Annotated in this window: 27 protein-coding genes and 1 riboswitch; of the genes, 8 read left to right on the forward strand and 19 right to left on the reverse strand. The window is 40.3% G+C overall.

Going from position 1 to position 22,770, the window contains the following annotated elements; translation table 11 throughout:
- Positions 1 to 103: 103 nt before the first annotated feature.
- Positions 104 to 421 carry a thioredoxin gene (gene trxA, locus ACP8HI_RS15965; RefSeq protein WP_438347194.1) on the reverse strand — a complete coding sequence of 106 codons (318 nt, stop codon included), beginning with the start codon at positions 419 to 421 and terminating at the stop codon, positions 104 to 106.
- A gap of 231 nt (positions 422 to 652) precedes the next feature.
- Here trxA and ACP8HI_RS15970 point away from each other — a divergent pair, with 231 nt between their 5' ends.
- Positions 653 to 811 (forward strand): YqzM family protein, encoded by a 159-nt coding sequence (locus ACP8HI_RS15970; RefSeq protein ID WP_438347195.1) that lies wholly within the window; start codon positions 653 to 655, stop codon positions 809 to 811.
- Between the two features lie 106 nt (positions 812 to 917).
- Here ACP8HI_RS15970 and dnaI read toward each other — a convergent pair whose 3' ends face one another.
- The 3 genes from dnaI to ACP8HI_RS15985 form a co-directional block, all read right to left on the reverse strand.
- Positions 918 to 1,871 carry a primosomal protein DnaI gene (dnaI, locus tag ACP8HI_RS15975; protein ID WP_438347196.1) on the reverse strand — a complete coding sequence of 318 codons (954 nt, stop codon included), beginning with the start codon at positions 1,869 to 1,871 and terminating at the stop codon, positions 918 to 920.
- Positions 1,872 to 1,914: 43 nt separating this feature from the next.
- Complete coding sequence (locus ACP8HI_RS15980) at positions 1,915 to 3,423, reverse strand: DnaD domain protein (RefSeq protein ID WP_438347197.1); 1,509 nt, start codon at positions 3,421 to 3,423, stop codon at positions 1,915 to 1,917.
- Between the two features lie 156 nt (positions 3,424 to 3,579).
- Positions 3,580 to 3,873 carry a YuiB family protein gene (locus ACP8HI_RS15985; RefSeq protein ID WP_438347198.1) on the reverse strand — a complete coding sequence of 98 codons (294 nt, stop codon included), beginning with the start codon at positions 3,871 to 3,873 and terminating at the stop codon, positions 3,580 to 3,582.
- A gap of 208 nt (positions 3,874 to 4,081) precedes the next feature.
- Between ACP8HI_RS15985 and hemQ the strand changes: the two genes are divergently transcribed.
- A complete protein-coding gene (hemQ, locus tag ACP8HI_RS15990; protein WP_438351858.1) occupies positions 4,082 to 4,831 on the forward strand; it encodes a hydrogen peroxide-dependent heme synthase in 750 nt (249 codons plus the stop codon).
- A gap of 73 nt (positions 4,832 to 4,904) precedes the next feature.
- Here the strand turns inward: hemQ and ACP8HI_RS15995 are convergent, their stop codons facing one another.
- The gene (locus ACP8HI_RS15995) at positions 4,905 to 5,150 is read right to left on the reverse strand and encodes a hypothetical protein (protein ID WP_438347199.1); all 246 of its coding nucleotides are present in this window, start codon (positions 5,148 to 5,150) and stop codon (positions 4,905 to 4,907) included.
- Position 5,151: 1 nt separating this feature from the next.
- Positions 5,152 to 6,345: an NAD(P)/FAD-dependent oxidoreductase gene (locus tag ACP8HI_RS16000; RefSeq protein WP_438347200.1), complete on the reverse strand. Its 1,194-nt coding sequence runs from the start codon at positions 6,343 to 6,345 to the stop codon at positions 5,152 to 5,154.
- Between the two features lie 329 nt (positions 6,346 to 6,674).
- Between ACP8HI_RS16000 and ACP8HI_RS16005 the strand changes: the two genes are divergently transcribed.
- Positions 6,675 to 7,676, forward strand: a complete 1,002-nt coding sequence (locus tag ACP8HI_RS16005; RefSeq protein ID WP_438347201.1) for an NAD(P)/FAD-dependent oxidoreductase — start codon at positions 6,675 to 6,677, stop codon at positions 7,674 to 7,676.
- Positions 7,677 to 7,829: 153 nt separating this feature from the next.
- On the opposite strand, the gene sda is transcribed toward ACP8HI_RS16005, so the two are convergent.
- Together sda and ACP8HI_RS16015 are read right to left on the reverse strand one after the other, a co-directional pair.
- Positions 7,830 to 7,952 (reverse strand): sporulation histidine kinase inhibitor Sda, encoded by a 123-nt coding sequence (gene sda / locus ACP8HI_RS16010; RefSeq protein ID WP_438347202.1) that lies wholly within the window; start codon positions 7,950 to 7,952, stop codon positions 7,830 to 7,832.
- A 275-nt stretch (positions 7,953 to 8,227) separates the two neighbouring features.
- Positions 8,228 to 8,890, reverse strand: coding sequence for a YheC/YheD family protein (locus ACP8HI_RS16015; RefSeq protein WP_438347203.1), 663 nt, complete (start codon positions 8,888 to 8,890; stop codon positions 8,228 to 8,230).
- Between the two features lie 119 nt (positions 8,891 to 9,009).
- On the opposite strand from ACP8HI_RS16015, the gene ACP8HI_RS16020 reads away from it, so the two are divergent.
- Positions 9,010 to 9,219: a hypothetical protein gene (locus tag ACP8HI_RS16020; RefSeq protein WP_438347204.1), complete on the forward strand. Its 210-nt coding sequence runs from the start codon at positions 9,010 to 9,012 to the stop codon at positions 9,217 to 9,219.
- A gap of 103 nt (positions 9,220 to 9,322) precedes the next feature.
- Here the strand turns inward: ACP8HI_RS16020 and ACP8HI_RS16025 are convergent, their stop codons facing one another.
- From ACP8HI_RS16025 to ACP8HI_RS16035, 3 genes are all read right to left on the reverse strand, one after another.
- A complete protein-coding gene (locus ACP8HI_RS16025; protein WP_438347205.1) occupies positions 9,323 to 11,098 on the reverse strand; it encodes a multicopper oxidase family protein in 1,776 nt (591 codons plus the stop codon).
- A 159-nt stretch (positions 11,099 to 11,257) separates the two neighbouring features.
- Positions 11,258 to 11,383 (reverse strand): YjcZ family sporulation protein, encoded by a 126-nt coding sequence (locus ACP8HI_RS16030; protein ID WP_438347206.1) that lies wholly within the window; start codon positions 11,381 to 11,383, stop codon positions 11,258 to 11,260.
- A 533-nt stretch (positions 11,384 to 11,916) separates the two neighbouring features.
- Complete coding sequence (locus ACP8HI_RS16035) at positions 11,917 to 12,279, reverse strand: HesB/IscA family protein (protein WP_438347207.1); 363 nt, start codon at positions 12,277 to 12,279, stop codon at positions 11,917 to 11,919.
- 177 nt (positions 12,280 to 12,456) lie between these two features.
- Here ACP8HI_RS16035 and mqnE point away from each other — a divergent pair, with 177 nt between their 5' ends.
- Both mqnE and ACP8HI_RS16045 read left to right on the forward strand, forming a co-directional pair.
- The gene (gene mqnE, locus ACP8HI_RS16040) at positions 12,457 to 13,563 is read left to right on the forward strand and encodes an aminofutalosine synthase MqnE (RefSeq protein WP_438347208.1); all 1,107 of its coding nucleotides are present in this window, start codon (positions 12,457 to 12,459) and stop codon (positions 13,561 to 13,563) included.
- A gap of 43 nt (positions 13,564 to 13,606) precedes the next feature.
- Complete coding sequence (locus tag ACP8HI_RS16045; RefSeq protein WP_438347209.1) at positions 13,607 to 14,668, forward strand: NAD(P)/FAD-dependent oxidoreductase; 1,062 nt, start codon at positions 13,607 to 13,609, stop codon at positions 14,666 to 14,668.
- Here ACP8HI_RS16045 and ACP8HI_RS16050 read toward each other — a convergent pair.
- Entirely contained in the window at positions 14,665 to 14,919 is a 255-nt protein-coding gene (locus ACP8HI_RS16050; RefSeq protein WP_438347210.1) for a YuzB family protein, read from the reverse strand. The two genes, ACP8HI_RS16045 and ACP8HI_RS16050, sit on opposite strands and share 4 nt — an antisense overlap.
- Before the next feature lie 81 nt (positions 14,920 to 15,000).
- Between ACP8HI_RS16050 and ACP8HI_RS16055 the strand changes: the two genes are divergently transcribed.
- A complete protein-coding gene (locus ACP8HI_RS16055) occupies positions 15,001 to 15,246 on the forward strand; it encodes a NifU family protein (RefSeq protein WP_438347211.1) in 246 nt (81 codons plus the stop codon).
- Positions 15,247 to 15,337: 91 nt separating this feature from the next.
- Here ACP8HI_RS16055 and ACP8HI_RS16060 read toward each other — a convergent pair whose 3' ends face one another.
- The 7 genes from ACP8HI_RS16060 to ACP8HI_RS16090 all read right to left on the reverse strand — a co-directional run bounded on the left by ACP8HI_RS16060 (position 15,338) and on the right by ACP8HI_RS16090 (position 21,323).
- A complete protein-coding gene (locus tag ACP8HI_RS16060; RefSeq protein ID WP_438347212.1) occupies positions 15,338 to 16,102 on the reverse strand; it encodes an SDR family oxidoreductase in 765 nt (254 codons plus the stop codon).
- A gap of 163 nt (positions 16,103 to 16,265) precedes the next feature.
- Positions 16,266 to 17,057, reverse strand: a complete 792-nt coding sequence (locus ACP8HI_RS16065) for a MetQ/NlpA family ABC transporter substrate-binding protein (protein WP_438347213.1) — start codon at positions 17,055 to 17,057, stop codon at positions 16,266 to 16,268.
- Between the two features lie 87 nt (positions 17,058 to 17,144).
- Entirely contained in the window at positions 17,145 to 17,813 is a 669-nt protein-coding gene (locus tag ACP8HI_RS16070; protein WP_438347214.1) for a methionine ABC transporter permease, read from the reverse strand.
- Entirely contained in the window at positions 17,813 to 18,835 is a 1,023-nt protein-coding gene (locus ACP8HI_RS16075) for a methionine ABC transporter ATP-binding protein (protein WP_438347215.1), read from the reverse strand. Before ACP8HI_RS16075 ends, ACP8HI_RS16070 begins: the two co-directional genes overlap by 1 nt.
- Before the next feature lie 116 nt (positions 18,836 to 18,951).
- Positions 18,952 to 19,096, reverse strand: a riboswitch (SAM riboswitch).
- 88 nt (positions 19,097 to 19,184) lie between these two features.
- Positions 19,185 to 19,907, reverse strand: coding sequence for a Cthe_2314 family HEPN domain-containing protein (locus ACP8HI_RS16080; protein ID WP_438347216.1), 723 nt, complete (start codon positions 19,905 to 19,907; stop codon positions 19,185 to 19,187).
- Between the two features lie 11 nt (positions 19,908 to 19,918).
- Positions 19,919 to 20,836, reverse strand: coding sequence for a COX15/CtaA family protein (locus ACP8HI_RS16085; RefSeq protein WP_438347217.1), 918 nt, complete (start codon positions 20,834 to 20,836; stop codon positions 19,919 to 19,921).
- Positions 20,837 to 20,984: 148 nt separating this feature from the next.
- Positions 20,985 to 21,323 (reverse strand): thioredoxin family protein, encoded by a 339-nt coding sequence (locus tag ACP8HI_RS16090; RefSeq protein WP_438347218.1) that lies wholly within the window; start codon positions 21,321 to 21,323, stop codon positions 20,985 to 20,987.
- Positions 21,324 to 21,441: 118 nt separating this feature from the next.
- On the opposite strand from ACP8HI_RS16090, the gene ACP8HI_RS16095 reads away from it, so the two are divergent.
- A complete protein-coding gene (locus ACP8HI_RS16095) occupies positions 21,442 to 22,770 on the forward strand; it encodes a DUF2515 family protein (protein ID WP_438347219.1) in 1,329 nt (442 codons plus the stop codon).

The following is a 22,770-nucleotide window of genomic DNA, read 5'->3' on the forward strand; positions in this document are numbered from 1 at the left end:
AGCGGAAATATAAGGAATAGAGTAACATGTGAAACTTATACTTTCTTATATTTTTAATAAAGCGCCCCCGGAATCCGGAGACGCTTAGAATATAACATCGTTCTTATTGGTGTTTGGAGATCATGCTCTTTAATGCTTCCTTCGAGTTCAATCCAACCACTTTATCTACGGGTTGACCATCTTTGAAGACGATCAGCGTTGGAATACTCATTACTCCGAAACGAGATGCCGTTTCTGGATTCTCATCAACATTCACTTTAGCGATCTTGACACTATCACCTAGATCAGCGGATAGTTCATCCAGAATAGGAGCGATCATCTTACAAGGACCACACCAAGGTGCCCAGAAATCTACTAATACCGTTCCTTGACCTTCTACTTCTCCGGAAAAGGATTGATCAGATACATTAACAATAGCCATTATATTTTCCTCCTTATTTAGGAAATTTCCATAATTTTAAACTGATATGTCTTTGTGGACAGTTATAAGTATAACATATTTTTATTAGCAATGCGAAACCCCAAAACTCACTTTTTCCAGATATTCTTTACAAGTTCTTTTAGAATTGGGTATACTTGAAGTAAGTTAGGTCTGTTTGTCTATGATTATTATCATGTGCAAAAATATGACCTTTATGAGGAGGATTTGATCATGGAAGCAAATGTGCATTTCAAAGATCCACGTGAACATATAAATGAAGAACCACGTGATGATTTGGGCGATTTAATGGCTGGCTTTGGTGGAATGTTCTTACTCATGACCGTTCTATTCTTCGGTATGGTTATTATCAAGTTCATTGTCTCTGGCTAATCGTAGATTATGTTAGGAGAATACAAGAAGGGGCTGTCCCGGGAGGTCTTAACTTTGACCTAAGGGATCAGCCTCTTTTTGTTATTTCAATTATCGGTCATGTCAATTATCGATTGCCACGATGGTTCTCTCCATGCAGGTTCACTACATCGACGAAAGGAGCAATTCGATCCATTAAACGTTGCCCTTTATATCCTTCTTCCCCATCCTTATTCGTAAAGCTGAGATGCTTCTCTAGACTCTCAATATTATAATTCGAAGTGTAAAATGTTGGTTTGCGATTCATTCGATAATTTAGAATAGATCCCATAATATGATCGCGGGCCCATGGATTCAAATTCTCTGCACCAATATCATCAAAAATAAGCAAATCACAATTCTTCATCATTTCAGTCGTTTCCTTAAGCTTTACATTATCCATCATTAACGATTTCAAATCCTCCACGAACTCTGGCATATAGACAATAACTCCAGTGAATCCCGCAATCGCTAGTTCGTGTAACATATAGCTCATGAGAAAAGTTTTCCCCGTTCCAAATGAACCATAGAGGTACAACCCGCGAATGGATAATCCATTCTCTTTTGTCTCGCTGATATACTGAAACACCTGTTGTACTGCAGGCGCACGCAGACGATCCTTGCCCATAATCTCTACTTCTTTATACCCCTCATTCAATGCCCGCTCATCCACATAAAAACTCTGAATCCGTTTCTTCACTTGATCCTCATGTTGTTTAGTCACAAAGAGTGCACAAGGTGCCTTCCGCTCATTTAGCTCCGCTTCTCCATTGACTGCTTGCACCTCAAGCTTAGTGAAATGACCTTTAAAGTCATTGGGACAATTAGCAAGCCCGGGACAGTTATCACAGTTTCGCTTGTCACCAACATACTGATATAAACGACTCATATTGAGACGTAGCTTAGCATCATCTAATTCAGGATGAAGTATACGCAACTCCTTAATCAGCGGATGATTAAGCAGTTCTTCTTCTATCTCCTGCGACTGGCGTCGGAAAGAAGGGTTCTTCATCTGCTTGAGAAGTTCACCTAAAGACTCCATCCCTTATCCCCCTTAAAATAATTATTTAATACTCTATTCAGACTTAGCCTTGTTTCTTATTCGCTTGAATTTCGGCAGCCATCTTCATCATCTCTTCAAATTCTGCCTCAGAGACTTCTTCAGCTGGGCTATTATCCTGAGCTACAGCAATTTCTGGCTTCATCTTCGTAGTTTTGCCGTATGTCCGACTTCGTGTTCCACCTGAGGCTTGCGCCTGCTTACCTTTCACCTTGGATTGATCTTTGATGTACTGCACTGCCTTCTCGTAGGTATCAATCTGCTTCAACAACATATTAGACGCGATCGCCTCTACAAAATTGCGGTTAATACGCTGGTCTCCACCTGTAGCTAACAGTGAGATCAAATAGTGAATGAGTATATTAATAACTTCTCCAGGTAACTTGTAACTCAGATCAATCTTCTCAAATATATCTACGAAATTATCCGGCACAGAACCGGGAAATAAAGTCTTTAGTAATTTGGTATACGGTTCGTTTCGAAGCATCATATTATACTGATGGATATCACACTTTGACTTAAATTGCATCGGCACTTCAACATAATACTCCATTTGCACAGCATGTTCCATTTGAAGGGATCCCGTAGGTGTTTCTTCCGCTTGCCGAATGGATATCATTTTACCCGCTTGAACTTCTCGTTGTTCTTGTCTTTTCTTTCCTTGGCGAAAATGTAGATTGGCCTGATGTTGCAATTCATCCAGGATGATATCTCCCTGTGCAGTAAATATTCCATCCTCATCAAGAAGACGACATAAATCCTGAACATTCAGATCATATTTATTGACAACATAATTCACAATTCCCATTTGTTCAAAGTTGAAACGAAGCTTCTCAACATACTGACGATTGTCTGATTCTTTCGGAAAACGAAGAATAATATCAGCATAGTTCAGAGCGTTACTTTCCTCGCCTACCTGTAGACCGGACTGTCTAGTTGTAGACACTTCTGATAAGGCTTGTTCCAACTCATAATCTATCACATGTGTGTTTAATTCAAAAATTTCATAAAAGGGCACCGAAATATTCTCTTTATTCTGCGTAGCCCCTGACCATTCTTCAGGTTCTTTGGTCCACAGCTCCTCACGCAAAGAAAGAACCGCAAACTTACCAATCTTATCGCGTAATAAGAGTGTTAAGTGCTGCGTATTAAAAAATTCAGATGGTGATAACGGCGCTGTTAATTCATACTCGTACATATAATCATCGTTGTCTGGTATATAGATACGACTTGTTTGTAAAAGACCTACAGCTTCAAGCTTCGAAGATTGTTCTATAAGGAATTTGCGCCCTGTCTCACTAGGATCCATCCCCAGCGTTAAAAAGAGGTGGCGTTGTTGATCTATATTGGAATAACCTATCTTCTCTACAGGTATCCGTTGAAACAAGAGTCGATAGAAGCTAATAGCGAATGCGCCAACCATCGGTTGATAGATACAACTTAGCATTCTATCATCCAAGCTGCTTAAACTAAAATTACGATAAACGTAGTATGGATGGTTCTCAGTATAATGTAGAAGACTCTTTATGCGCATTGTTTACCTCCCACTCGTTACGTACACTTCTTCTATTCTATCATAATTTCAATATCACGTTCGACGTATTTCATGTTTATTATTGAATTTCCAACATCTTCTATCTACAGAAAAACAGCCCTTCCGTAAGGAAGAGCTGCTCATAATGACACCCATTCAAAACATCGTATATCCACCTTGACGCAACTTCTTAATCGCCCATCCACTAACATAGGCCCCTACTAAACCAGCAATCCCTGTAAGATAGTCTCCTATATGAAACGAACTAAGATGAGTCCATAAGGACATACTATGATCCCACATGGAATATACAACAACAGGTAAGATCACGATAATAAATAAATAACAAGGAAACCATGTCGTCTTCATTAACATATTAAGAATAAAGCCAATGCCGAACATCATCACAAAGAACAACACCATCAATACGATCATAGGTATAAATCCCACTTGGTTTAGTTCACCTCTTCTTTATATCAACTATTCAATTAAAAACATCACCAAAAGATCAGCTAGTAGCTAGTTTACTAAATAAATTGTCACGAAGCAATGAACATTGCGTGAATTGATTGTGACATCGTTTGCTCAATGGCTTCCACTTGAGATACAATATAATCATTGTAATATGATGTTACCAAAATTAGGAGTGATTGATCATATGAGTGAAGTCGCACAAACCCTTGAAGGATGGTATTCCCTTCATGATTTACGTTCCATTGATTGGGCTGCTTGGAAATCTGCTGATGACGAAGACCGTGCCATGGCGCTGGATGAGCTTCATGCTTTTCTGCAAGAATGGACTCATGTAGAATCTGCCCAAAAAGGGAGTAGCACAGTGTACTCTATTGTCGGTCAGAAGGCTGATTTTATTTTTATGCACCTACGCGAAACATTAGAAGACTTAAATGCTGTTGAAACTGCTTTTAATAAAACAATGTTTGCTAAATACACGACCAAGGCCTATTCCTACGTCAGTGTTGTTGAACTAAGCAATTATATGGCTAGTGCAAATGGTGGTAATCCGATGGATAGCCCAGAAGTGGTTGCACGACTTAAACCTATTCTGCCAAAAAATAAATATATCTGTTTCTATCCAATGAACAAGAAACGCGATCTCGGAGATAACTGGTACATGCTCAGCATGGAGGAACGTCGCACATTAATGCGTAGCCATGCATTGATCGGTCGTAGCTATGCTGGTAAAGTAAAACAGATCATCACCGGATCTGTTGGACTCGATGACTGGGAGTGGGGAGTCACTTTGTTCGCAGATGACGCTCTCCAATTCAAGAAACTTGTCTACGAAATGCGTTTTGATGAAGTTAGTGCTCGCTATGGCGAATTTGGCGCATTTTATGTTGGTAGTTTGCAGAACGAACAATCTTTCGAAGATATGCTAAAATTATAAGCTCAAAATTATTATAAAAAAGGATTTGTCACACCAATGAACGGGTGACAAATCCTTTTTTATTGTTTTCTTATTATTCTTGTTTTGTTTCTTTCCTAGAATCCAGATATTCTGCCGTTGCCGCATCACGGGCACGACCTTTCTCCTTCAGCCTTTCAATAGCCGGTAGAATCAGAATATCAACTTCCTTCTGAATCGTGTAGGCCAAATCATAAGCATCTTGTGACTCTAAGTAAGATCCAACTTCCATCAGAGCATTGTAACGATCCAATTCATCCCTCGTAAGTAATCCACGAACCTGAACGCTGCAATGTCTCATCCTATAAGAATCTTCCTTTTTTCAGCGCAAGTGCAATGCCGCCGATAGTCAACAGATATCTCATATCTACAATTTTCTTCAGTTGAGCTGCACTCCAGCCCTTATAAATCTTCTTACCTATAATTGCAATCCCCTCACCTTTACCCAAGGAAGCAACCGTACCCTTATTGCTATATTGGAATTTCTTCAGTGGCTGCTTACGGATCGTAGCTACCACGTTTTGCGCACAGCATACACCTTGTTGCATCGCTATTTGTGCAGTTGGTGGATATGGACGATCTTCTGGATTGAACACAAGTGAGTTGTCCCCAATGATAAAGACATTGTCATAACCAGGCACACGTAATTGCTCATCTACCTTGACACGACCTCTCATCGTCTCGAAGCCAGCTGCCTCGATCATACGGTTCCCGCGGATTCCACCCGTCCATACAACAGTAGAAGCTTTGATCTCTTCACCTGTAGCGAGAAGGACTCCTTCGGTTGTACATTCTTTGATGGCTACACCCATTTTGAACGTTACACCTTTACTTCTAAGAACTTCCATAGCGTAATCCACCAATTCAGGTGCGAACCCTGGCAATGCAGTTGGAGCCGCTTCGACATTATAAATATTTACAAGGTTAGGTTCCACATCATATTCTTTACACAGCTTCGGAATACGATCTGCTAGCTCAGCTACGAATTCAATCCCGCTGAATCCAGCTCCCCCAACTACGAAATTAATACGTTCTTGTGCATTCTTCTCATTCTTATACAACGCAAATTGATATTCAATATGTTTGCGTATCAGGCGGACCGAGTTAATGCTTCGAATGGACATCGCATGTTCAGCAAGCCCAGGAATACCGAAACTTTCTGGTTCTCCTCCCAATGCGATGATAAGATAATCATAAGAAAGCGTACCATCTTCAAGAATAATCTTTCTTTCTTGCGGACGAATTTCTTGTACAGACGATTTCACCAAATCAATCTTGAATTCATCAATTAAATTCGAGATTGAAACGCGCGTATTCTCTATACTATCTGTGCCCGCAGCAGGCATATGGAGATGTGTTGTGATGTAGTGATAGTCATGTCGATTTACCAACGTAACGTCTGCCTCGTTATACTTCAATTCTTTTTGAAGTCTTTGCGCTGTTAAGATTCCTCCGTATCCAGCACCTAGAATTACAATTTTGGGAATGTTGCTCATGATCCTACTCCTTCCAAGTTTTCCTCTTTATATAGTTTCAAGCTTTTCGAACCTTATTTTGTGAAAATATACACATCAATAATAAAACAATTCGATTTTAGAAATGAGATATTTATCACATATATACTAAACCTTTTATAAGATATAATCAAAGGAATGTTTCATTATTGATCTGGACCATCACATATACATAGAAATACTAGCCATTTTACAAGTAAATATCAAGATTTATTTGTAAATGAATACACTTTTCTTATCTTGTTGATCAGATTATAATGAATAAGATCAATTATTACACAATAACTATTTATTTGGAGGTGCTTTACCTAATGACATTCGAACCATCTAATGATGAAATGACCGATATAATCATAATCGGGGGCGGACCTGCCGGTATGTTTGCTGCTTTTTATTGCGGTATGCGTCAAGCGTCCGTAACTCTTATTGAAAGTATGCCTCAACTTGGTGGACAACTTGCCGCTCTTTATCCAGAGAAATACATCTATGATGTTGCTGGGTTCCCTAAAGTGACAGCTCAGGAACTTGTAGATAACCTACAACAACAATTGGATCTCTTCAAACCTACCCTGCGTCTTGGAGAAAAGGTAGTCTCTGTCGTTAAAGAAGATGAACGCCATTTCATTGTTAAGACTGACCAAGGTGAATATCATTCTAAGGCAGTCATTATAACAGCAGGTGTGGGCGCATTTGAACCCCGCAGACTAGAAGTTCCAGGTGCAGATCGTTTCGAGAAGGCCAATCTTCATTACTTTGTGAATGACCTGCAAGCTTTTAAAGGTAAAAAGGTACTCATCAATGGTGGTGGTGACTCAGCGGTTGACTGGGCACTTATGCTTGAACCTATCGCTGAACAAGTGACTCTCGTTCACCGTCGCGACAAATTCCGTGCACATGAACACAGTGTTGAGAACTTAATGTCTTCCAAAGTAAATGTCGTTACACCTTCAGAAATCACTGAACTTCATGGAGAGAACACGATAGAAAGAGTAACCCTCTCACATGTTAAGACAAAAGAAACGCAAGAGATCGAAGTAGACGTGGTTATTGTTAACTTCGGATTCATATCCTCTCTAGGACCGATATCTGAATGGGGCATCTCCATCGAAAGTAATTCAATTATTGTTGATTCTCGAATGGAGACGAACATCCCAGGTATATTTGCCGCAGGAGATATCACTACTTATCTAGGGAAGTTAAAACTCATTGCTGTAGGATTTGGTGAGGCTCCAACAGCTGTAAATAATGCAAAAGTATATATTGATCCTGAAGCTCGTCTCTCCCCAGGTCATAGCAGCAACATGAAACTATAGTTTCCATTATAAATGAACAGCTTTAAGGGTATCCCTTCTTAACGGACATGCTTTATCGTCAAGTGGATACCCTCTATTAGTCTGTCATGATCATATATGTTAATAATGCACGTACACCTCCGAAACTCCATCTTTATGAGTACCATTCACTTCCTAAATACCTAGATTACGTTTGTGTATTTCGGCTAATAGTAGCTTTATGAAATCACGCTCTAGCTTTAACTGAACAGCCAGTTCATAGGAATCTAACAACATCTCATCCGTTAATATAGCCATGATTATCACATCCCTTCCTCTTTTTTCCTAAATCTATCATATCAAACAATCCACAGCAGAACAAGCGTTCCCTCTATCCACAGGCAACTGTGGAGAACCTGTGTATATTTTGTTAATAATAGACAAATAGGTTGTCAAATAGCAGTGGATATTGTGGATAATTGTTATACACAGGGTAGATTCTTTTTCACTTTCAAAAAAAAAATAATTTATTTCCTTCTCTACTCTATTAAATTAACCACTATTCAGTTCATGACTCAACTTTTCAATAGTTTTTATTGTGGTCGAGTATTTACTTCAAAAATCCAAATCCGGCCATTCATATCCACGCCGTAATCAAATCCAAGCTCACCAATTCCCGGGAAGTGTCGCTCCATAATTGTTGTGCACACTCTTGTGAGTTGACGCATCTCTTGACGCTTAGCTCTGGAGGATTTCTTAGGTATGGACCGACGTAATCCTTCATGGCAACTGAGCAATCTGCCTCCCTTACACAGATTCGTAACAAATAAGCCTGGCTTAGCAAGACGCCCTACCATAGAGCGGAATATCCACTTATTCCCTGACTTAACTACCTTCACACGGTAATCAATGGGTCGTCCATTAATGGTTGCAAGCCGGATTCCTTGTTGTATTAAGTACGGTCTAGGAGCTTTTATTTTACGAAAAGTCATGATCATATTCTTAAAACTCGCGAAACTCAAAGTTTGTGATTGATGTGTTAGCTTATACCCTTCTGCACTACGAATGATTCGTATGACCCCATACCCACCCCCACCAACAACTGGCTTCACAACAACCATTCCAAATCTACGAAGCATCATTCGCAGATTTGGAATGGTTAAGTGCCTTGTCAGCGGAATAAACTTTATGACACTAGGATTGCTGAGCAGTGCCTCTGTCTTTAACCACTTGCTTGCCAACTGTCTTCCTGCCATCTTCATCCATCCCTTCTGGCTCCTATACGGTAACATACTCTTGCGCTGCCAATAATTCTTGGATGATTGTCCTTAATGAAGTATAATAGATACGAAGATATTGGGAGGAAGATGATACTGTGGCACAGTTTTTCGAAATATTATATTGGATCGCAATTGTTGGGATGTCAGCGGTTCTGGCACTAGTCACTTTATTGATTTTTGCCATTGGGTTTAAATTTATTAAAAGCAAACGAAGTATATTAGGACTGAGTTGTATTGCCTTTTCCATTGTATCCGCTACTATGATCGTATTGATGGTCAATCACACATTCCTCTTGAACACTTGATAAGAATTTTAAGCATGCAGTAAACAGCTAAAAGCCACTTGATTGAGGGGATTTATCTTCCCCCCTGAATCAAGTGGCTTTTATTTACCTATAAGAAAGCATATCATTCTTGAGTCAATATCTTTAACGGTCTCATCATTTCGTTATCCTCATGTTCAAGAATATGGCAATGCCATACATATCCAGGACCCAGGCTCGGGTTAAAGGGAAAGGGATTTCCATCCTGGGATGTAAACCGAACTCTTATTGTCGTAACTTCTCCTGCATTCATTTGTATTGTATCTTTCCAGCCTTTCTCATTAAGTGGAGGCTCAATCTGCTGATCTTGCAAATATGTGGCTATCGGCAGTGCCTTAGGCTTAACAAAATAAGGCGGGGTGCCCGGTGGTGTCGTTTGATTTAGTTTATTCCAGTCTCTTAAATAATCGTTTGATCGGCATTTCTGTCGGCTAACAAGCTGGAACTGCACAAGATGAAGATGGATTGGATGGGTATCATTTGTAAGGTTCACAACTTGCCAATCTTCTGTCGTTCCTGCCTGCGGCAGCTCAGAAACGGGATTTCGCCACATTTGGCCATCTAACGTAACTTCCAAAGGACCATTAGGACCCTCCAGTTCGAATAAAGTCAATGTTCTCGTTTTAGTTGGTTTTAATGACGGAATGATATTAAGAACAGGTGGCAATTTCTTTGGCTGTAAGACAGTTGCATTGGTGACTGTAAATTGCATAATTTGACCAACTGTTTCCGGGTCTGCCAGTGTTCCATCAGGGAAAGGAGCATGAGCAGTGTTCAATACAATAACGGACGTACCGGGAACTAGAGTAGAGAAATCAATAAGGATATCTGCCCGTTCTGCTGGTGCAAGCAAAAGTGATGAAAGTTCTACAGGCTGAGGCAAATAACCTCCATCGCTGCCAATCTGGATAAATTTCTGTTGATTCGAAAGCTTTAAATGATAAAAACGTGCGTTTGAACCATTTAGAACACGAAAACGGTATTGTTGAGGCTTGACATTAAGGTTCGGCCACACCTTTCCATTCACCATATTCGTGTTACCAAAAAACTCAGGTACCCAGTAAGGATGGATGCTTGGGTTAACCCCCACATGATCATAGAAAAGAGAACCATCAGTATTAAAAGATCGGTCCTGAATAATGAGCGGGATCTCATGTTCTCTACTAGGAAGAAACGAAGCAATGGGGTCATTCATATCACGGAGCACATATAACCCTGCAAGTCCTGCGTAAATATTCAAACGAGTTATTCCCATCGTATGGTCATGATACCAAAGGGTTGTAGCCTGTTGTATATTGGGGTAGGTGTAGCTATTAGTTTTGAATGTCATGCCGGTCTTTCCATCTGCTGTAAACCAAGCATCAGGATGACCGTCAAAATAAGATGGATTCTCTCCTCCGTGCAAATGCGGGACAATAGGTACAGGTATCTGTGCTAGAGGAAATCCTGGTGGAAATGATGGAGATGGCGGCCTCGGAATTGCCATGGAATTTGGATTTGCCCAATCGAGTGTCGGATCAACCGGGAGAAAATGGGGACCTGTGAGGTTGTTCATCCATTGAACAAGAACAGGGATTCCTCGAATGGCTTCAAAAGTAGGACCAGGAGCACTTCTAAAGTAAATAACCCTTCCTTCGTTCGGAACCTGTATCATACTACCATAACCAAAGACTTTCGTTGTTCCGAGGCCAGGCGGTAAGATTTGCTGTTCAAACTCACTCACATCAATTTGATATGAATGCCCAATCACTCGACCAGTCATTGGCTGTCTCAGAACAGTAGGCATATATACAGGTGGGATAACGAGTTGATTCACAAATTTAGGAATACTTTTAGGGTCTAATGGTTGTACTATATGCATCCGCTCCTCTCCATATGACTAAAGCATATGAAGAAAAGGAGCACTTCTTGCCTGAAAAAAGAAGTTAATTGCTTCATGTTGCTAAAGAGTAGTTTCCTTACCACAATAGAAAAAAAGACCCTTCCAGCAAGGTCTTTTTAAGAACAAATAAATATTAATTTAGATAAAGAACGCTTTGGAGATTATAACAAGCAAAATAAATAATACTAATATTGCCCCTACTCCTCCTCCACCAAATCCACGGACACCGTAACCTCCATCAAATCCTCCAACAAGTTCACTCATAGTAATTCCTCCTTTTAATTAGAATACACTTTACTATATGGAAAAATATAAAATTGAGATCGGGATTAATGGCAAGGAATATTTACCCTTGAAAAATGCTATGTGATGATTTTTGTTGCTAAGCTTTTCAAAAATACCCTTTCAGCACTCGCCAACAGGGTAATAAACTATCAAATACAACATGACACACTAAGGCCCCGCAGGATAATCACCGGCGGGGCCTTAGTGTGTCATGAAATACGGGGTATCTCAATAGTAAGCGATGAACCTTAAAAGGAGATTATATTGAGGTTAGAAGTAGATAAAAGCTCCGTTAGTTTAATAGAAAAGTCTATTCTAGGGAACTCAACTTGATCTAGACGATTATCGACAGGAACCTTTCACTTTTTTTAAAAGAAAAATAAAAAACCTCCTAAAATTGTGTGTAGGTGACACCACAATTTCAGGAGGTTGGAATCCACAACTCACGTTCCAATTAACATACACGTAAGAAAAGCTCTCTTGCTCACACGCTACAACGCTCTAAACCCTTCCTAGCACTCGCCCTCAGCCGCTGGCTTCCCAGCGTCCAGTGCTGTACGGAAACTCGATCCACAGCCACACGTAGCCGATGCATTCGGGTTATTGATGGTGAAGCCCCCTGTCATGCCGGATTCCTCGAAGTCGATCTCCAGTCCATCAAGATAGATCAAGCTTTCCTTGTCAACGACTATCTTCATATCATTAACATCCATATATATGTCATTCTCAGCCTCGTCATCATCAAATCCCATGGCATATGAGAAACCACTGCAACCACCAGCTTGCACGCCAAGTCTTAGAAACATATTCGGTGTTTCTTGCTCTGATAACATTACTTTCAGTCTATCTGTAGCTAGTTCACTTATATTAATCATTATTTCAGCCTCCTTTTGAGTCATACATCAATTATACTGCACAACACATTTACCCTCAAGTCAATAAGACTAATTAGTTGTTCTCCGTCAACTTATTCATTTCTATTCATATTGCGACTACTTAAGGGTAGGTCTATAATAAGAAAGTATGAATTTGATTGAATAGGAGGAATTATTGTGTCTACACTTATTACAACTAATACAGATCAACACATGGCTGCCATTATAGAAAAGGTACAATTAGGACAGCGTTTAACGATTGAAGATGGTATTTATCTCTATGAAACAGATGATATACTGACCCTTGGACAACTTGCGAACCAAGTCAATCTTCGTAAAAATGGAAAAAAAGTATATTTCATTGAAAATATGAGTCTTTACTTTACAAATGTATGTGAATCCTATTGTGCCTTCTGTAACTTCCGTAAAGATCAAGGAGAGGAAGGTTCTTATACCCTCTCAGGCGAAGATATGGTTAAACACGTTAATCAGCATATTCACCCTGGTATCCGCGAGTTTCATATCGTTGGGGGTCATAATACTCATGTCCCTTTCCAATACTATGTAGACTCTTTACAAACCTTGACTGATCATTATCCTAATGTCACGTTAAAGGCATACACAGCAGCCGAGATTGAGTTCTTCACACGTATAAGCGGTCTTAGTACCACTGAGGTACTTCAGAAGCTTCAGCAAGCGGGTCTGAAGACTCTAACAGGTGGTGGTGCTGAAATTCTATCCGATCAATATCGTCAAAAGATGAAGGTTGATAAAGCCAATGTTGAGCAGTATTTAGACGTCCATCGTTCAGCTCATCAATTGGGAATGAAGACACACACAACGATGTTATACGGCTCCATTGAAAGCCATGAAGATCGAATTAAGCATATGGTTCAAATACGTGAACTACAAGATGAAACGAACGGATTTATGGTATTCATTCCTCTTTCCATGCAACCCAAGAATAGAAACGCCGGTATTATGCGTCGTAATTCTGCCTATGAGGATCTAAAGACCATTGCCATTAGCCGATTAATGCTGGATAACATCGACCATATCAAAGCATACTTCATTAATATAGGTGCCCAATTGACGCAAATGGCTTTAAGCTTCGGCGCTTCTGACGTTCACGGTACAATCATAAATGAACGTATCAGTCATGCCGCAGGTGCTTTAACCCCTGAAGGATTGACACGTAAAGAATTAATTTGGCTTATTAAAGGTGCTGGACGTATTCCTGTTGAACGCGATACTTTCTATAACGAAATCCAAGTGTTCGAATAAATATTTACCCATAAAGTGAGTAGATAAAGGGGTCGAAGCATCCATGAGGAAACTGGTTATTCTTGGTGGTGGATACGGTGGTCAAGCGATTATACAAGGTCTTATCAATCACCATCTACCTGATGATGTTGAAGTCATATTAATAGATCGAATGCCCTTTCAAGGGCTTAAAACAGAATATTATGCCTTGGCTGCGGGGACCGCTGCAGATATTGATCTTCGGGTCTCTTTTCCCAAGCATCCGCAACTCAGTATCCAATATGGCGAAGTTACTTCCATTGATTTAGACAGCAAAACCGTTCATATAGCACACGCCGAGGACATTTCATATGAATATCTTGTCATAGCTCTTGGTTGCACAGATAGTTATCATGGAATTGAAGGTGCCGAACAATATACGAATAGTATTCAATCCTTCTCCAATACCCGTAAAACATATCAACAACTTAACGATCTCTCACCTTACGGTCATGTCAATATTGTAGGAGGCGGTCTTAGCGGGGTTGAGTTAGCAGCAGAATTAAGAGAAAGCAGACCCGATCTGAATATTTCTATTCTTGACCGTCCAAGTCGTATTCTATCTACTTTCCCTTCTAAGTTGTCTATTTATGTAGAGCACTGGTTTAAAGTGCACCACGTGGATATTCGTTCCCTTATTTCAGTGGAACGAGTGGAAGATGGTTCAATCCACAACGGTTCTGAGATCATTCATAGTGATGTAACGATTTGGACTGCGGGCATTCAGCCTGTCCAAATCGTGCAAGATCTTCAAGTTGCTAAAGACCGCGGTGGGCGCATTATTCTAAATAGCTATTCCCAAATCGCTGAACACCCTGAAGTATATGTTATTGGGGACTGTGCTAGCCTGCCATTCGCACCAAGCGCACAAGCCGCTGGTGCACAAGCCGAGCAAGTAGCCGAGGTTATTCATTCGTTATGGCGTGATGAAACTCCTAAATTACAGCCTATACGCTTAAAGGGAACTCTCGGTGCTCTTGGTAAAAAGGCTGGTTTCGGACTTATGGGTAAATCATCTGTTATGGGACGTGTTCCCCGTATACTAAAAAGTGGCGTTCTTTGGATGTCTAAACGACACTTCGGTTAATCCAGATCAAGTTCATCCCATGCTTCAGCTTCTTTTATCTTTGCCATAATAGCAGCAAGGAGTTCTTCCGCGCTCTCCGCTGACACAATTTCACCATCTACCATGGCATATGGCATCATATAACATTGGCCGCAATTCGTTAGACATCCGTATTCAACAACGTCATAATCAAGGTTAAGCTCTAGCTCTTCCATGATTTTATCCGTACCAAAATGTAAATTATTCGTACAAAATTCAATAATAGGTCTCAATTGTATCCACCTGCTTTACTTTCTGTTTTGTTTTTGTCTGCATTTGTACTATAATGAGTATATAGGAAGGAGTTGAACACTATGAGTGAAAACGCACAAAGCACCATGTATGATGAAGTATTGGATGTATTAGATAAACTTCGTCCGTTTCTTCAACGTGATGGCGGTGACGTAGAATTGGTCGACGTAGAAGATGGTATCGTAAAACTAAGATTGGTGGGGGCATGCGGCAGTTGTCCGAGCTCCACTATTACTTTGAAAGCTGGTATAGAACGTGCTCTCCTTGAAGAGGTTGATGACATTCAAGATGTAATACAAGTATTCTAAACCAAATTTCTAAAGTGAGAAATCTTCATCATATTTAGAGAAAGTCTTGGTCTTCATTTATAGAAGAGACCAAGACTTTTTTTTATGCAATTTATACCCATGGTCTAATGGGATCAAGCCCACCCGTAATATCCATAATATTACCCGTTATGAAGTCGGAATCTTCCTGACACAAATATTGAATAACTCGGGCAATATCCTCTCCACTACCAGGTCTTCCATTCGGTGTCTCTAGATCCACTACCCCTTCAACTTCTGCAATTGACTTCTCTTTATTCATTCCTCTAATATCTCCAGGACACACCATATTAACCGTAATCCCATAAGGAGCCTCTTCCACAGCTAATGTTTTAGTGAACGAGACCAACCCTGTCTTGGCTGCTGCATACACCGCACGATGAGGCCAAGCTCTAGCTTCACCTGCATGTCCGAAGCCAAAGTGGATAATTCTTCCCCACTTCTTCTTCCGCATAGATGGAATTACCATATGATCAAGCAACATCGCACCAAGCAAATTACCATGAATAAGAGACATAATCTCCGCTTGTGTATACTCTACAAATAAACGTCTTTCCCTTATAAAGGGTCCCGCATTATTCACGATTATATCTGTACCACCGAATTGCGTGTTCACTCGATCTACTAATCTCTCAATTTGTTCGGGCTCAGAAATGTCAGCCTGAATAGCGATACATTGTACACCCTTCTGTTCAATAATGCTACGTAATTCCTCTGCTTCATTCGCACTATGAACATAATTAAGAACGATATTGCAGCCTTGGTCCGCCAAGGTTAGTGCTGTTCTCTTACCTAGTCCCTTCGCACTTCCGGTAATCAGGGCTACTCTTCCATTCAAAGCTTTCCCTCCCTCAAAGAGTGGTCATCCACTAATTATAGAAGATTTAACAGCCCTCTACAAATATAATCCCACAGAACTAAAAATCGCTCTGTGGGATTATAAAGAAATCACTATAAATACGAGTTCAAAAATTCAGGTTTCCAGCGCATGGAAATATCAATTAGAATGCTGGAAGAACGGCCCCTTTATACTCATCCTCAATAAATTTCTTCACATCGTCCGAAGTCAATGCTTTCGCTAGCTTCTGGATAGCTTCAGAATCTTTATTATCTGGACGAGCAACCAAGATATTCGCATATGGATTATCTTTACCTTCGATGATTAATGCATCATTCACAGGATCTAATCCAGCATCTAGTACGTAGTTCGTATTAATGATCGCAAGATCTACTTCCTCCAATTGACGCGGTAGAATGGCAGCTTCATGTTCAGTAATTTTAAGATTCTTCGGATTTGCCGTAATATCACTTATCTTCGCTTCTACTTTGTTCGGATCACTTAATGTGATTAGACCGTTATTAGCTAACAAACTAAGAGCACGACCTCCATTGGTAGCATCATTCGGAATAGCCACTTTGGCACCGTCTGGTAACTCATCAATCGATTTAATGCTACTAGAGTACCCACCTAATGGTTCAATGTGTACAGCTACAATAGATACTAGATCCATTTTACGTTTCCCATTCTCACTATCAAGATACGGTTGGTGTTGGAAGAAGTTAGCATCCAATTGTTTCTCGAACAATTGTGTATTCGGTTGAACATAGTCTGTAAACTCAATAATCTCTAACTTCACGCCTTCCTTCTCTAATGCTGGTTGAATATGCTTCAGAATCTCAGCATGTGGTACAGAGCTTGCCCCAACCTTCAATGTACCTGATGATTTGTTACCACAAGCAGCCAATACAACGACTAGTGAAAGACTTAGAAAAGCAAGTGTCCATTTCTTCATTTGTAATTCCCCTTTTCTTCGATATGAATAATGTGATATATATGCATCCGAATAAATATTCGGGTAATGCCAACATCAATACAATCCTTACTTTCGCGTAAAATGACGCACAAGACGGTCACCCGCCATTTGTAAAAACTGTACAAGTATGACCATTAGTACTACAGATATAAACATTACTTCATTCTCGTATCTGTAATAGCCGTATCGAATGGCCAGGTCTCCAAGACCCCCTCCACCCACCATACCCGACATCGCCGTGTAGGAGACGAGAGTAACGGTTGTAATCGTCATCGCTGCTAATAGACCTGGTCTAGCTTCTGGTAGCAGTACACGCATGATAATCTGCCATGTCGAAGCACCCATCCCCTCTGCAGCCTCAATCACACCGCGATCCACTTCACCAAGTGACGTCTCCACAAGTCTCGCAAAGAATGGAGCCGCTGCAACAACAAGTGGTGGGATAGTCCCTAATACACCCATCGACACCCCAACAATCTGTCTTGTAATAGGAATCATAGCAACGATTAGAATGATAAAAGGTAGCGAGCGTAATATGTTCACAATGACCGAAAGGATGGAATATACGAAATATACTTTACGATCAGAAGATCGTGCCGCAAGATAGAGTATAATACCTAATGGAAGTCCGATAATAATCGTAAATACAGCCGACGCTCCTAACATCTTCAATGTATCGACAATAGCAAGCGCAAGCTCGTTCCAGCCCACCTTAGAGAAATCTAATCCCAACATCAGCCTATCACCTCCACATCAAGCCCTTGACTTACTAGCTTATCGATTGTTCTCGAAATATCATCCGACTCACCTTCAAATCGAACAATCAGTTGACCATAAGGGGTATCTTTCAGTGTGGAAATCGTCCCTTGTAAAATGGCAAAGTCTACGCCTGTATCCCTCACGGTTCTTGAAAGAATAGATTCGTAGGTTTTTCCTCCTAGGAAAGTAATCTTAACAACTTGAGAAGTTAAAGGATGTATAGAACTCATATTTACTGCTTGTTTAAGTAACTCGCTATGATCTAGATCTCCCCGTGTAAAGTCACGTGTAATAGGATGTTGTGGTTTAAGAAATACATCTGACACTGTGCCCTGCTCTACAATACCACCCTGATGAATAACAGCTACTCGATCGCAAATACTCTGAATGACATGCATTTCATGCGTAATAAGTACGATCGTTAAGTTGAATCTCTTATTAATATCCAGCAATAGCTTCAAAATAGAGTTCGTTGTTTGCGGATCCAATGCGGATGTTGCCTCATCACATAATAACACTTCCGGGTCACTTGCCAATGCTCGGGCTATACCTACACGCTGCTTCTGCCCACCGGATAGCTGCGCCGGATATTTATCACGATGATCTTCCAGCCCTACAAGAGTAAGTAAATCATTCACTTTCGTCTCAATATCACTATTAGATGTGTGAACAAGACGCAATGGAAATGCAATATTGTCATAGACTGTCGCCGAAGAGAGCAGATTGAAATGTTGATAAATCATACCAATTTTACGACGCTCTGCCTGCAATTGCTTCGTTCTCAAGGAGGTCAGATTAACGCCATTCACCCATACCTCACCTGATGTTGGACGTTCAAGCAAATTAATACATCGTATAAGCGTACTTTTCCCAGCACCAGAATGACCGATAACCCCAAATATATCTCCCTTTGCAACGGAAAGATCCAGTCCAGTTAATGCCGTGGTTACACGATTACCTTTACCGTATTCCTTCGTTAATTGCTTTAATTCAATCAAGCTCAGACCCTCCTCTCACGTTCAATAATTAGAACGATACCAATACCTTTACCAAACAATATAAAAAGCCCATTTTCCAGAATGAAAAAGGGCGCTCTTTGTGTAAAGACGAAGCCTTCTCATCTGTCAGTGCCGATTCAACACGGCCCTGAAGGATTTAGCACCATGACATCTGTAGATAAGGAGACAATCGCCTCTTTAAACATACAAACCGGTTGCTGGGCTTCATCGGGCCTATCCCTCCGCCACTCTTGATAAGAACAAACGTTATGAAATTAATTATTGTTATTATAGGTTTTTTCTGAAAAATTGTCAAAAGGGGTTTATTTCTAAGTATTCAAATGAACACTCAAGTTCGGATGGATTTATCAATCCATCGTTTGTTCGTATACAGAAAGACAGTGGAGAGTGTTCTACACACCATGTCTAGACCCTGTTTCAATTCCAGCAAATGCATGTCCAAATCTTCTAGTGTAAGCTTATCATGAAGTCCATGATGCCGTTGCCACAGATCATCTTGCATTTCCATATTCATATAATGAATTTCTGAATTTCTTCGCTTCCTAAGAATCCTAAGCGGTTCACGATATTCTTCCTTGATTGAACTCAGCATCACCCCAAGCGAGCTATGCTTCTTGTTACGTGGGAATTGGCGTAACACTGTAAAAAAAGAATATTGAGATTTAACCTTCGATGTTTGCAGATCATAAATTTCATTTAACACAGTACCCAGTTTATCTAGAATAGCAAATACACGGATAAATCCATTTTTATAGAAATAAACATATCGTGCGTAAGCCATTTGCTCATCTAAGGTCATATCATCCATATATCCAGCTGTTATAGATTTCCTGAAATAGGCAGATACAGAGTAGCTTTGTTCCAACTCAGTCAATGACGATATAAGACCACGAGTCCACACCTCAAGTTTACGTAAGTTATGAGTGGGGTCCTTATAGCGATTCATTTCTTGCTGAAGCAATTGGGTCGCCTTCTTCATCGTAACATAAGCATTCTCCAGTAAAGGATTACTTTCTTCATTAGACATGTCTCCAAGTAATTCTCTCAGCATAGTGATCCCCCCTATTTCCTTAACTGCCATACCCTTACGCTAAGATAACACAGTACACCAAACAAAGAGGACACGAGCAGATTATGAAGTAAAGCAGCAAATATATAGAGCTCAGCATTGCCCAAAGCATAGATGAGTCCTGCACCACTTAACACTTGCATAAGGCACAAAGTCACAGCCGAAATACCCAACATTTGTAATTCGCGATTTCCACGGTTCCCATGATAAGCCAAATGTGCCAGCGTCGCGACCATGATAAATAATAGTAACGCAGCTAGTCGATGAATAAAGGCTATCCCAACTCCACCAGATAGTTCTGGTATCCATTCTCCATTACAGAGTGGCCAGCCTGAGCATCCCCCAGACGAATTGGAATGACTAACATAAGCACCGATATATACAACAATATAACAATATCCTGTCGTCATCCAGGTCATATTTCGGAAAGTAGGACTCACCCGTGGCATCCTAATAAAATCTAGCTCACCCTTCGATTTATGTACTCTACGTATGCCTAGCGCGAGCATTAATGCACTTGCAAAAGCGATCAATGAAAATCCAAAGTGCAATGCTTTTACGGCAGAGGATTGGTCATAAATGACTGTGAGAGCCCCCATAACAGCTTGAACCAATACGAATATTAGTGTCATCACAGAATAAGCCCTTAAATCACGACGTTTGTTATATAACCAAAAAGCAATAACGACTGCCAAAGCTAATAAACCAGCTAGTCCACTTACCAATCGATGTGAATACTCGATTAATGATTCAACCGTATGTGCAGGGATAAACTTACCATGGCATAACGGAAACTCCTGACCACATCCTAGCCCCGACCCTGTTCTCGATACAACTGTACCGCCAAAGGTGGCAAAAAACATCACAAAGAACGTTAAATAACTGAGCCATTTCAATTGTTTCGTATTCAATATATTTCACCTGCTGATCTAATTATTTTTGCTTTTCAATTATACCCTATAAATATAACCCTGCCACAGTTCCTTTGTGACAATCTATTCATGAATAGAAAAACACCACCCCTATCTTGTTATAGAAGTGATGTGAATTTATTACTTACTAAATCGTGTTATATACATTTATGGCAGTTTGCAGAAACTGTTCAATTTCTTCACGCGATTTGCGAAGTTTATTTACAAAGCGAACGAGTTCTCTTCCGTCTGCATAAGCAACAAAGCTTGGTATTCCCATAATGTTCTGTTCCTCACTCACAGTTCCAACTTGTTCTATATCGACTTCTACGAGCGTTAATTGTTGTGAGAATTTCTCCTCAACCTCACCAATAAATGGCTCAATATACTTACAATCAGAGCACCAATCTGCTTTGAATATGGCAACCGTTAAATTTGGAGATTGTATAGATGCATCAAATTGTTCCTTCGAATTTACCTTTTTCATCTAACTTCAGCCCTTTCTACTCTTCTTTTTTATATAAGTGAACCAAAATGGGGAGTGGAAGTCAAATTTTAGAGACATACTGAGCATAGAAACAAATTCTTTGAAAGGATGTTCAATTATGTCGAACAAGCATTTGAATCCCCGATCATTTGTCAATACGTTAAGCCTTGTAAGAACTCTTCCACAGCAAGCTACCGAGGTGCTAAAGGGTAAATATGCATGTTGGAAATTATCACGCCCATTTCATAAACATCGTAGGATCTTAGGATGGAATGAGGCAACTGCACAAATAATAAGAAATCAAGTAGACAGAGCACTAGACGATTTGAATCGCTACCGAGACACTCATATTCACTTGGGCAAAGAACTTCAACCATCCTTAACGGATCTAGATCATAACATAATACACGAAATACAAATCGCTACAACTGCTGCCAACCAAAGCAACATCACACGTACTCAAGCCTACCTTCATTGTTATGAGTCCTACCCTGAACTCCATTGGGCCTTATTAGCCCATATGGTATCTCGCAATGGCGGTTGGAAAATGAGCGACCTGAAAGGTGGCTTAATGGCTGATCTCACGGATGGATCCCTCAGAGACGACATCTACCGAATGTTAGAACGCTGCAATGCTCTTATTTTCCAAGATGCCTATCCTCAACTTCAACTCTATATGCACAGTAGGCAACATGGTTGTAGCTTCTTCCATCTCCTGGAACATTTCCATGTATCTACGTTCATGAATTCCTTTTGGAGTCATTTCTGGCTTGATCGGAACAGTGCGTTGCTCGCTGTAGGATTAATTATTAATGAACAGCATTATATTGAGGACCGAGTCATTCAACAACCCTTTTACCAGAAAAAAGTCTTCCAAAGTTCAGCATATAAGATCAATCATCTAGCCCATGTGAATCAAATTCTCTTTCCTCTAAATGAGGTGACTACTTCGAACATGGAGGAGAGCCCTGATCTCAGCCCATCTCCAGGACTTGTCGGCTTAGTATTAGAAAATTTCAAGAATATCGATGAACGAATCAATCTCGGCAAATCATTATATGGTCTTCTTTTCGGATACAGTGATGTCCTGAACCGAGTCACTTCATATGCAACCAGCATCATTCATCAGGGCTCTAGAAGCGAGTATTGGCCACATTTATTCACTACAGATAAAGAAACAGCTATGAACTCCTCTATGGAGAGCTCACAGCTGTTAGATCATGAATGGCTATCGCCAGGACAACGCATTTACAGTCCCGTTCTAAATGACGTGTGGTTCGATATGCCCTATGACCCAATTCCTCGATACGATTGGCTTAAAGATAAGAATGTTACCCAATATATCTCCAAACCTTCAAGACCTATTCTAATCGAGATGAGTCACGATCATCGAGCGGCTCTGCAAAAGACAGCATTAGCACACGATATCGTAAGGAACTTTGATTAA

Origin of the sequence: Paenibacillus sp. FA6 (assembly GCF_051550225.1) — a bacterium.
Lineage (GTDB): Bacteria > Bacillota > Bacilli > Paenibacillales > Paenibacillaceae > Paenibacillus_AQ.

Bases quoted from the DNA above. Each gene is read 5' to 3' on its own strand.
- trxA (WP_438347194.1), bottom strand. From the start codon at position 421: ATGGCTATTGTTAATGTATCTGATCAATCCTTTTCCGGAGAAGTAGAA.
- ACP8HI_RS15970 (WP_438347195.1), top strand. From the start codon at position 653: ATGGAAGCAAATGTGCATTTCAAAGATCCACGTGAACATATAAATGAA.
- dnaI (WP_438347196.1), bottom strand. From the start codon at position 1,871: ATGGAGTCTTTAGGTGAACTTCTCAAGCAGATGAAGAACCCTTCTTTC.
- ACP8HI_RS15980 (WP_438347197.1), bottom strand. From the start codon at position 3,423: ATGCGCATAAAGAGTCTTCTACATTATACTGAGAACCATCCATACTAC.
- hemQ (WP_438351858.1), top strand. From the start codon at position 4,082: ATGAGTGAAGTCGCACAAACCCTTGAAGGATGGTATTCCCTTCATGAT.
- ACP8HI_RS15995 (WP_438347199.1), bottom strand. From the start codon at position 5,150: ATGAGACATTGCAGCGTTCAGGTTCGTGGATTACTTACGAGGGATGAA.
- ACP8HI_RS16000 (WP_438347200.1), bottom strand. From the start codon at position 6,345: ATGAGCAACATTCCCAAAATTGTAATTCTAGGTGCTGGATACGGAGGA.
- ACP8HI_RS16005 (WP_438347201.1), top strand. From the start codon at position 6,675: ATGACATTCGAACCATCTAATGATGAAATGACCGATATAATCATAATC.
- sda (WP_438347202.1), bottom strand. From the start codon at position 7,952: ATGGCTATATTAACGGATGAGATGTTGTTAGATTCCTATGAACTGGCT.
- ACP8HI_RS16015 (WP_438347203.1), bottom strand. From the start codon at position 8,890: ATGGCAGGAAGACAGTTGGCAAGCAAGTGGTTAAAGACAGAGGCACTG.
- ACP8HI_RS16025 (WP_438347205.1), bottom strand. From the start codon at position 11,098: ATGCATATAGTACAACCATTAGACCCTAAAAGTATTCCTAAATTTGTG.
- ACP8HI_RS16030 (WP_438347206.1), bottom strand. From the start codon at position 11,383: ATGAGTGAACTTGTTGGAGGATTTGATGGAGGTTACGGTGTCCGTGGA.
- ACP8HI_RS16035 (WP_438347207.1), bottom strand. From the start codon at position 12,279: ATGATTAATATAAGTGAACTAGCTACAGATAGACTGAAAGTAATGTTA.
- ACP8HI_RS16045 (WP_438347209.1), top strand. From the start codon at position 13,607: ATGAGGAAACTGGTTATTCTTGGTGGTGGATACGGTGGTCAAGCGATT.
- ACP8HI_RS16055 (WP_438347211.1), top strand. From the start codon at position 15,001: ATGAGTGAAAACGCACAAAGCACCATGTATGATGAAGTATTGGATGTA.
- ACP8HI_RS16065 (WP_438347213.1), bottom strand. From the start codon at position 17,057: ATGAAGAAATGGACACTTGCTTTTCTAAGTCTTTCACTAGTCGTTGTA.
- ACP8HI_RS16070 (WP_438347214.1), bottom strand. From the start codon at position 17,813: ATGTTGGGATTAGATTTCTCTAAGGTGGGCTGGAACGAGCTTGCGCTT.
- ACP8HI_RS16080 (WP_438347216.1), bottom strand. From the start codon at position 19,907: ATGCTGAGAGAATTACTTGGAGACATGTCTAATGAAGAAAGTAATCCT.
- ACP8HI_RS16090 (WP_438347218.1), bottom strand. From the start codon at position 21,323: ATGAAAAAGGTAAATTCGAAGGAACAATTTGATGCATCTATACAATCT.
- ACP8HI_RS16095 (WP_438347219.1), top strand. From the start codon at position 21,442: ATGTCGAACAAGCATTTGAATCCCCGATCATTTGTCAATACGTTAAGC.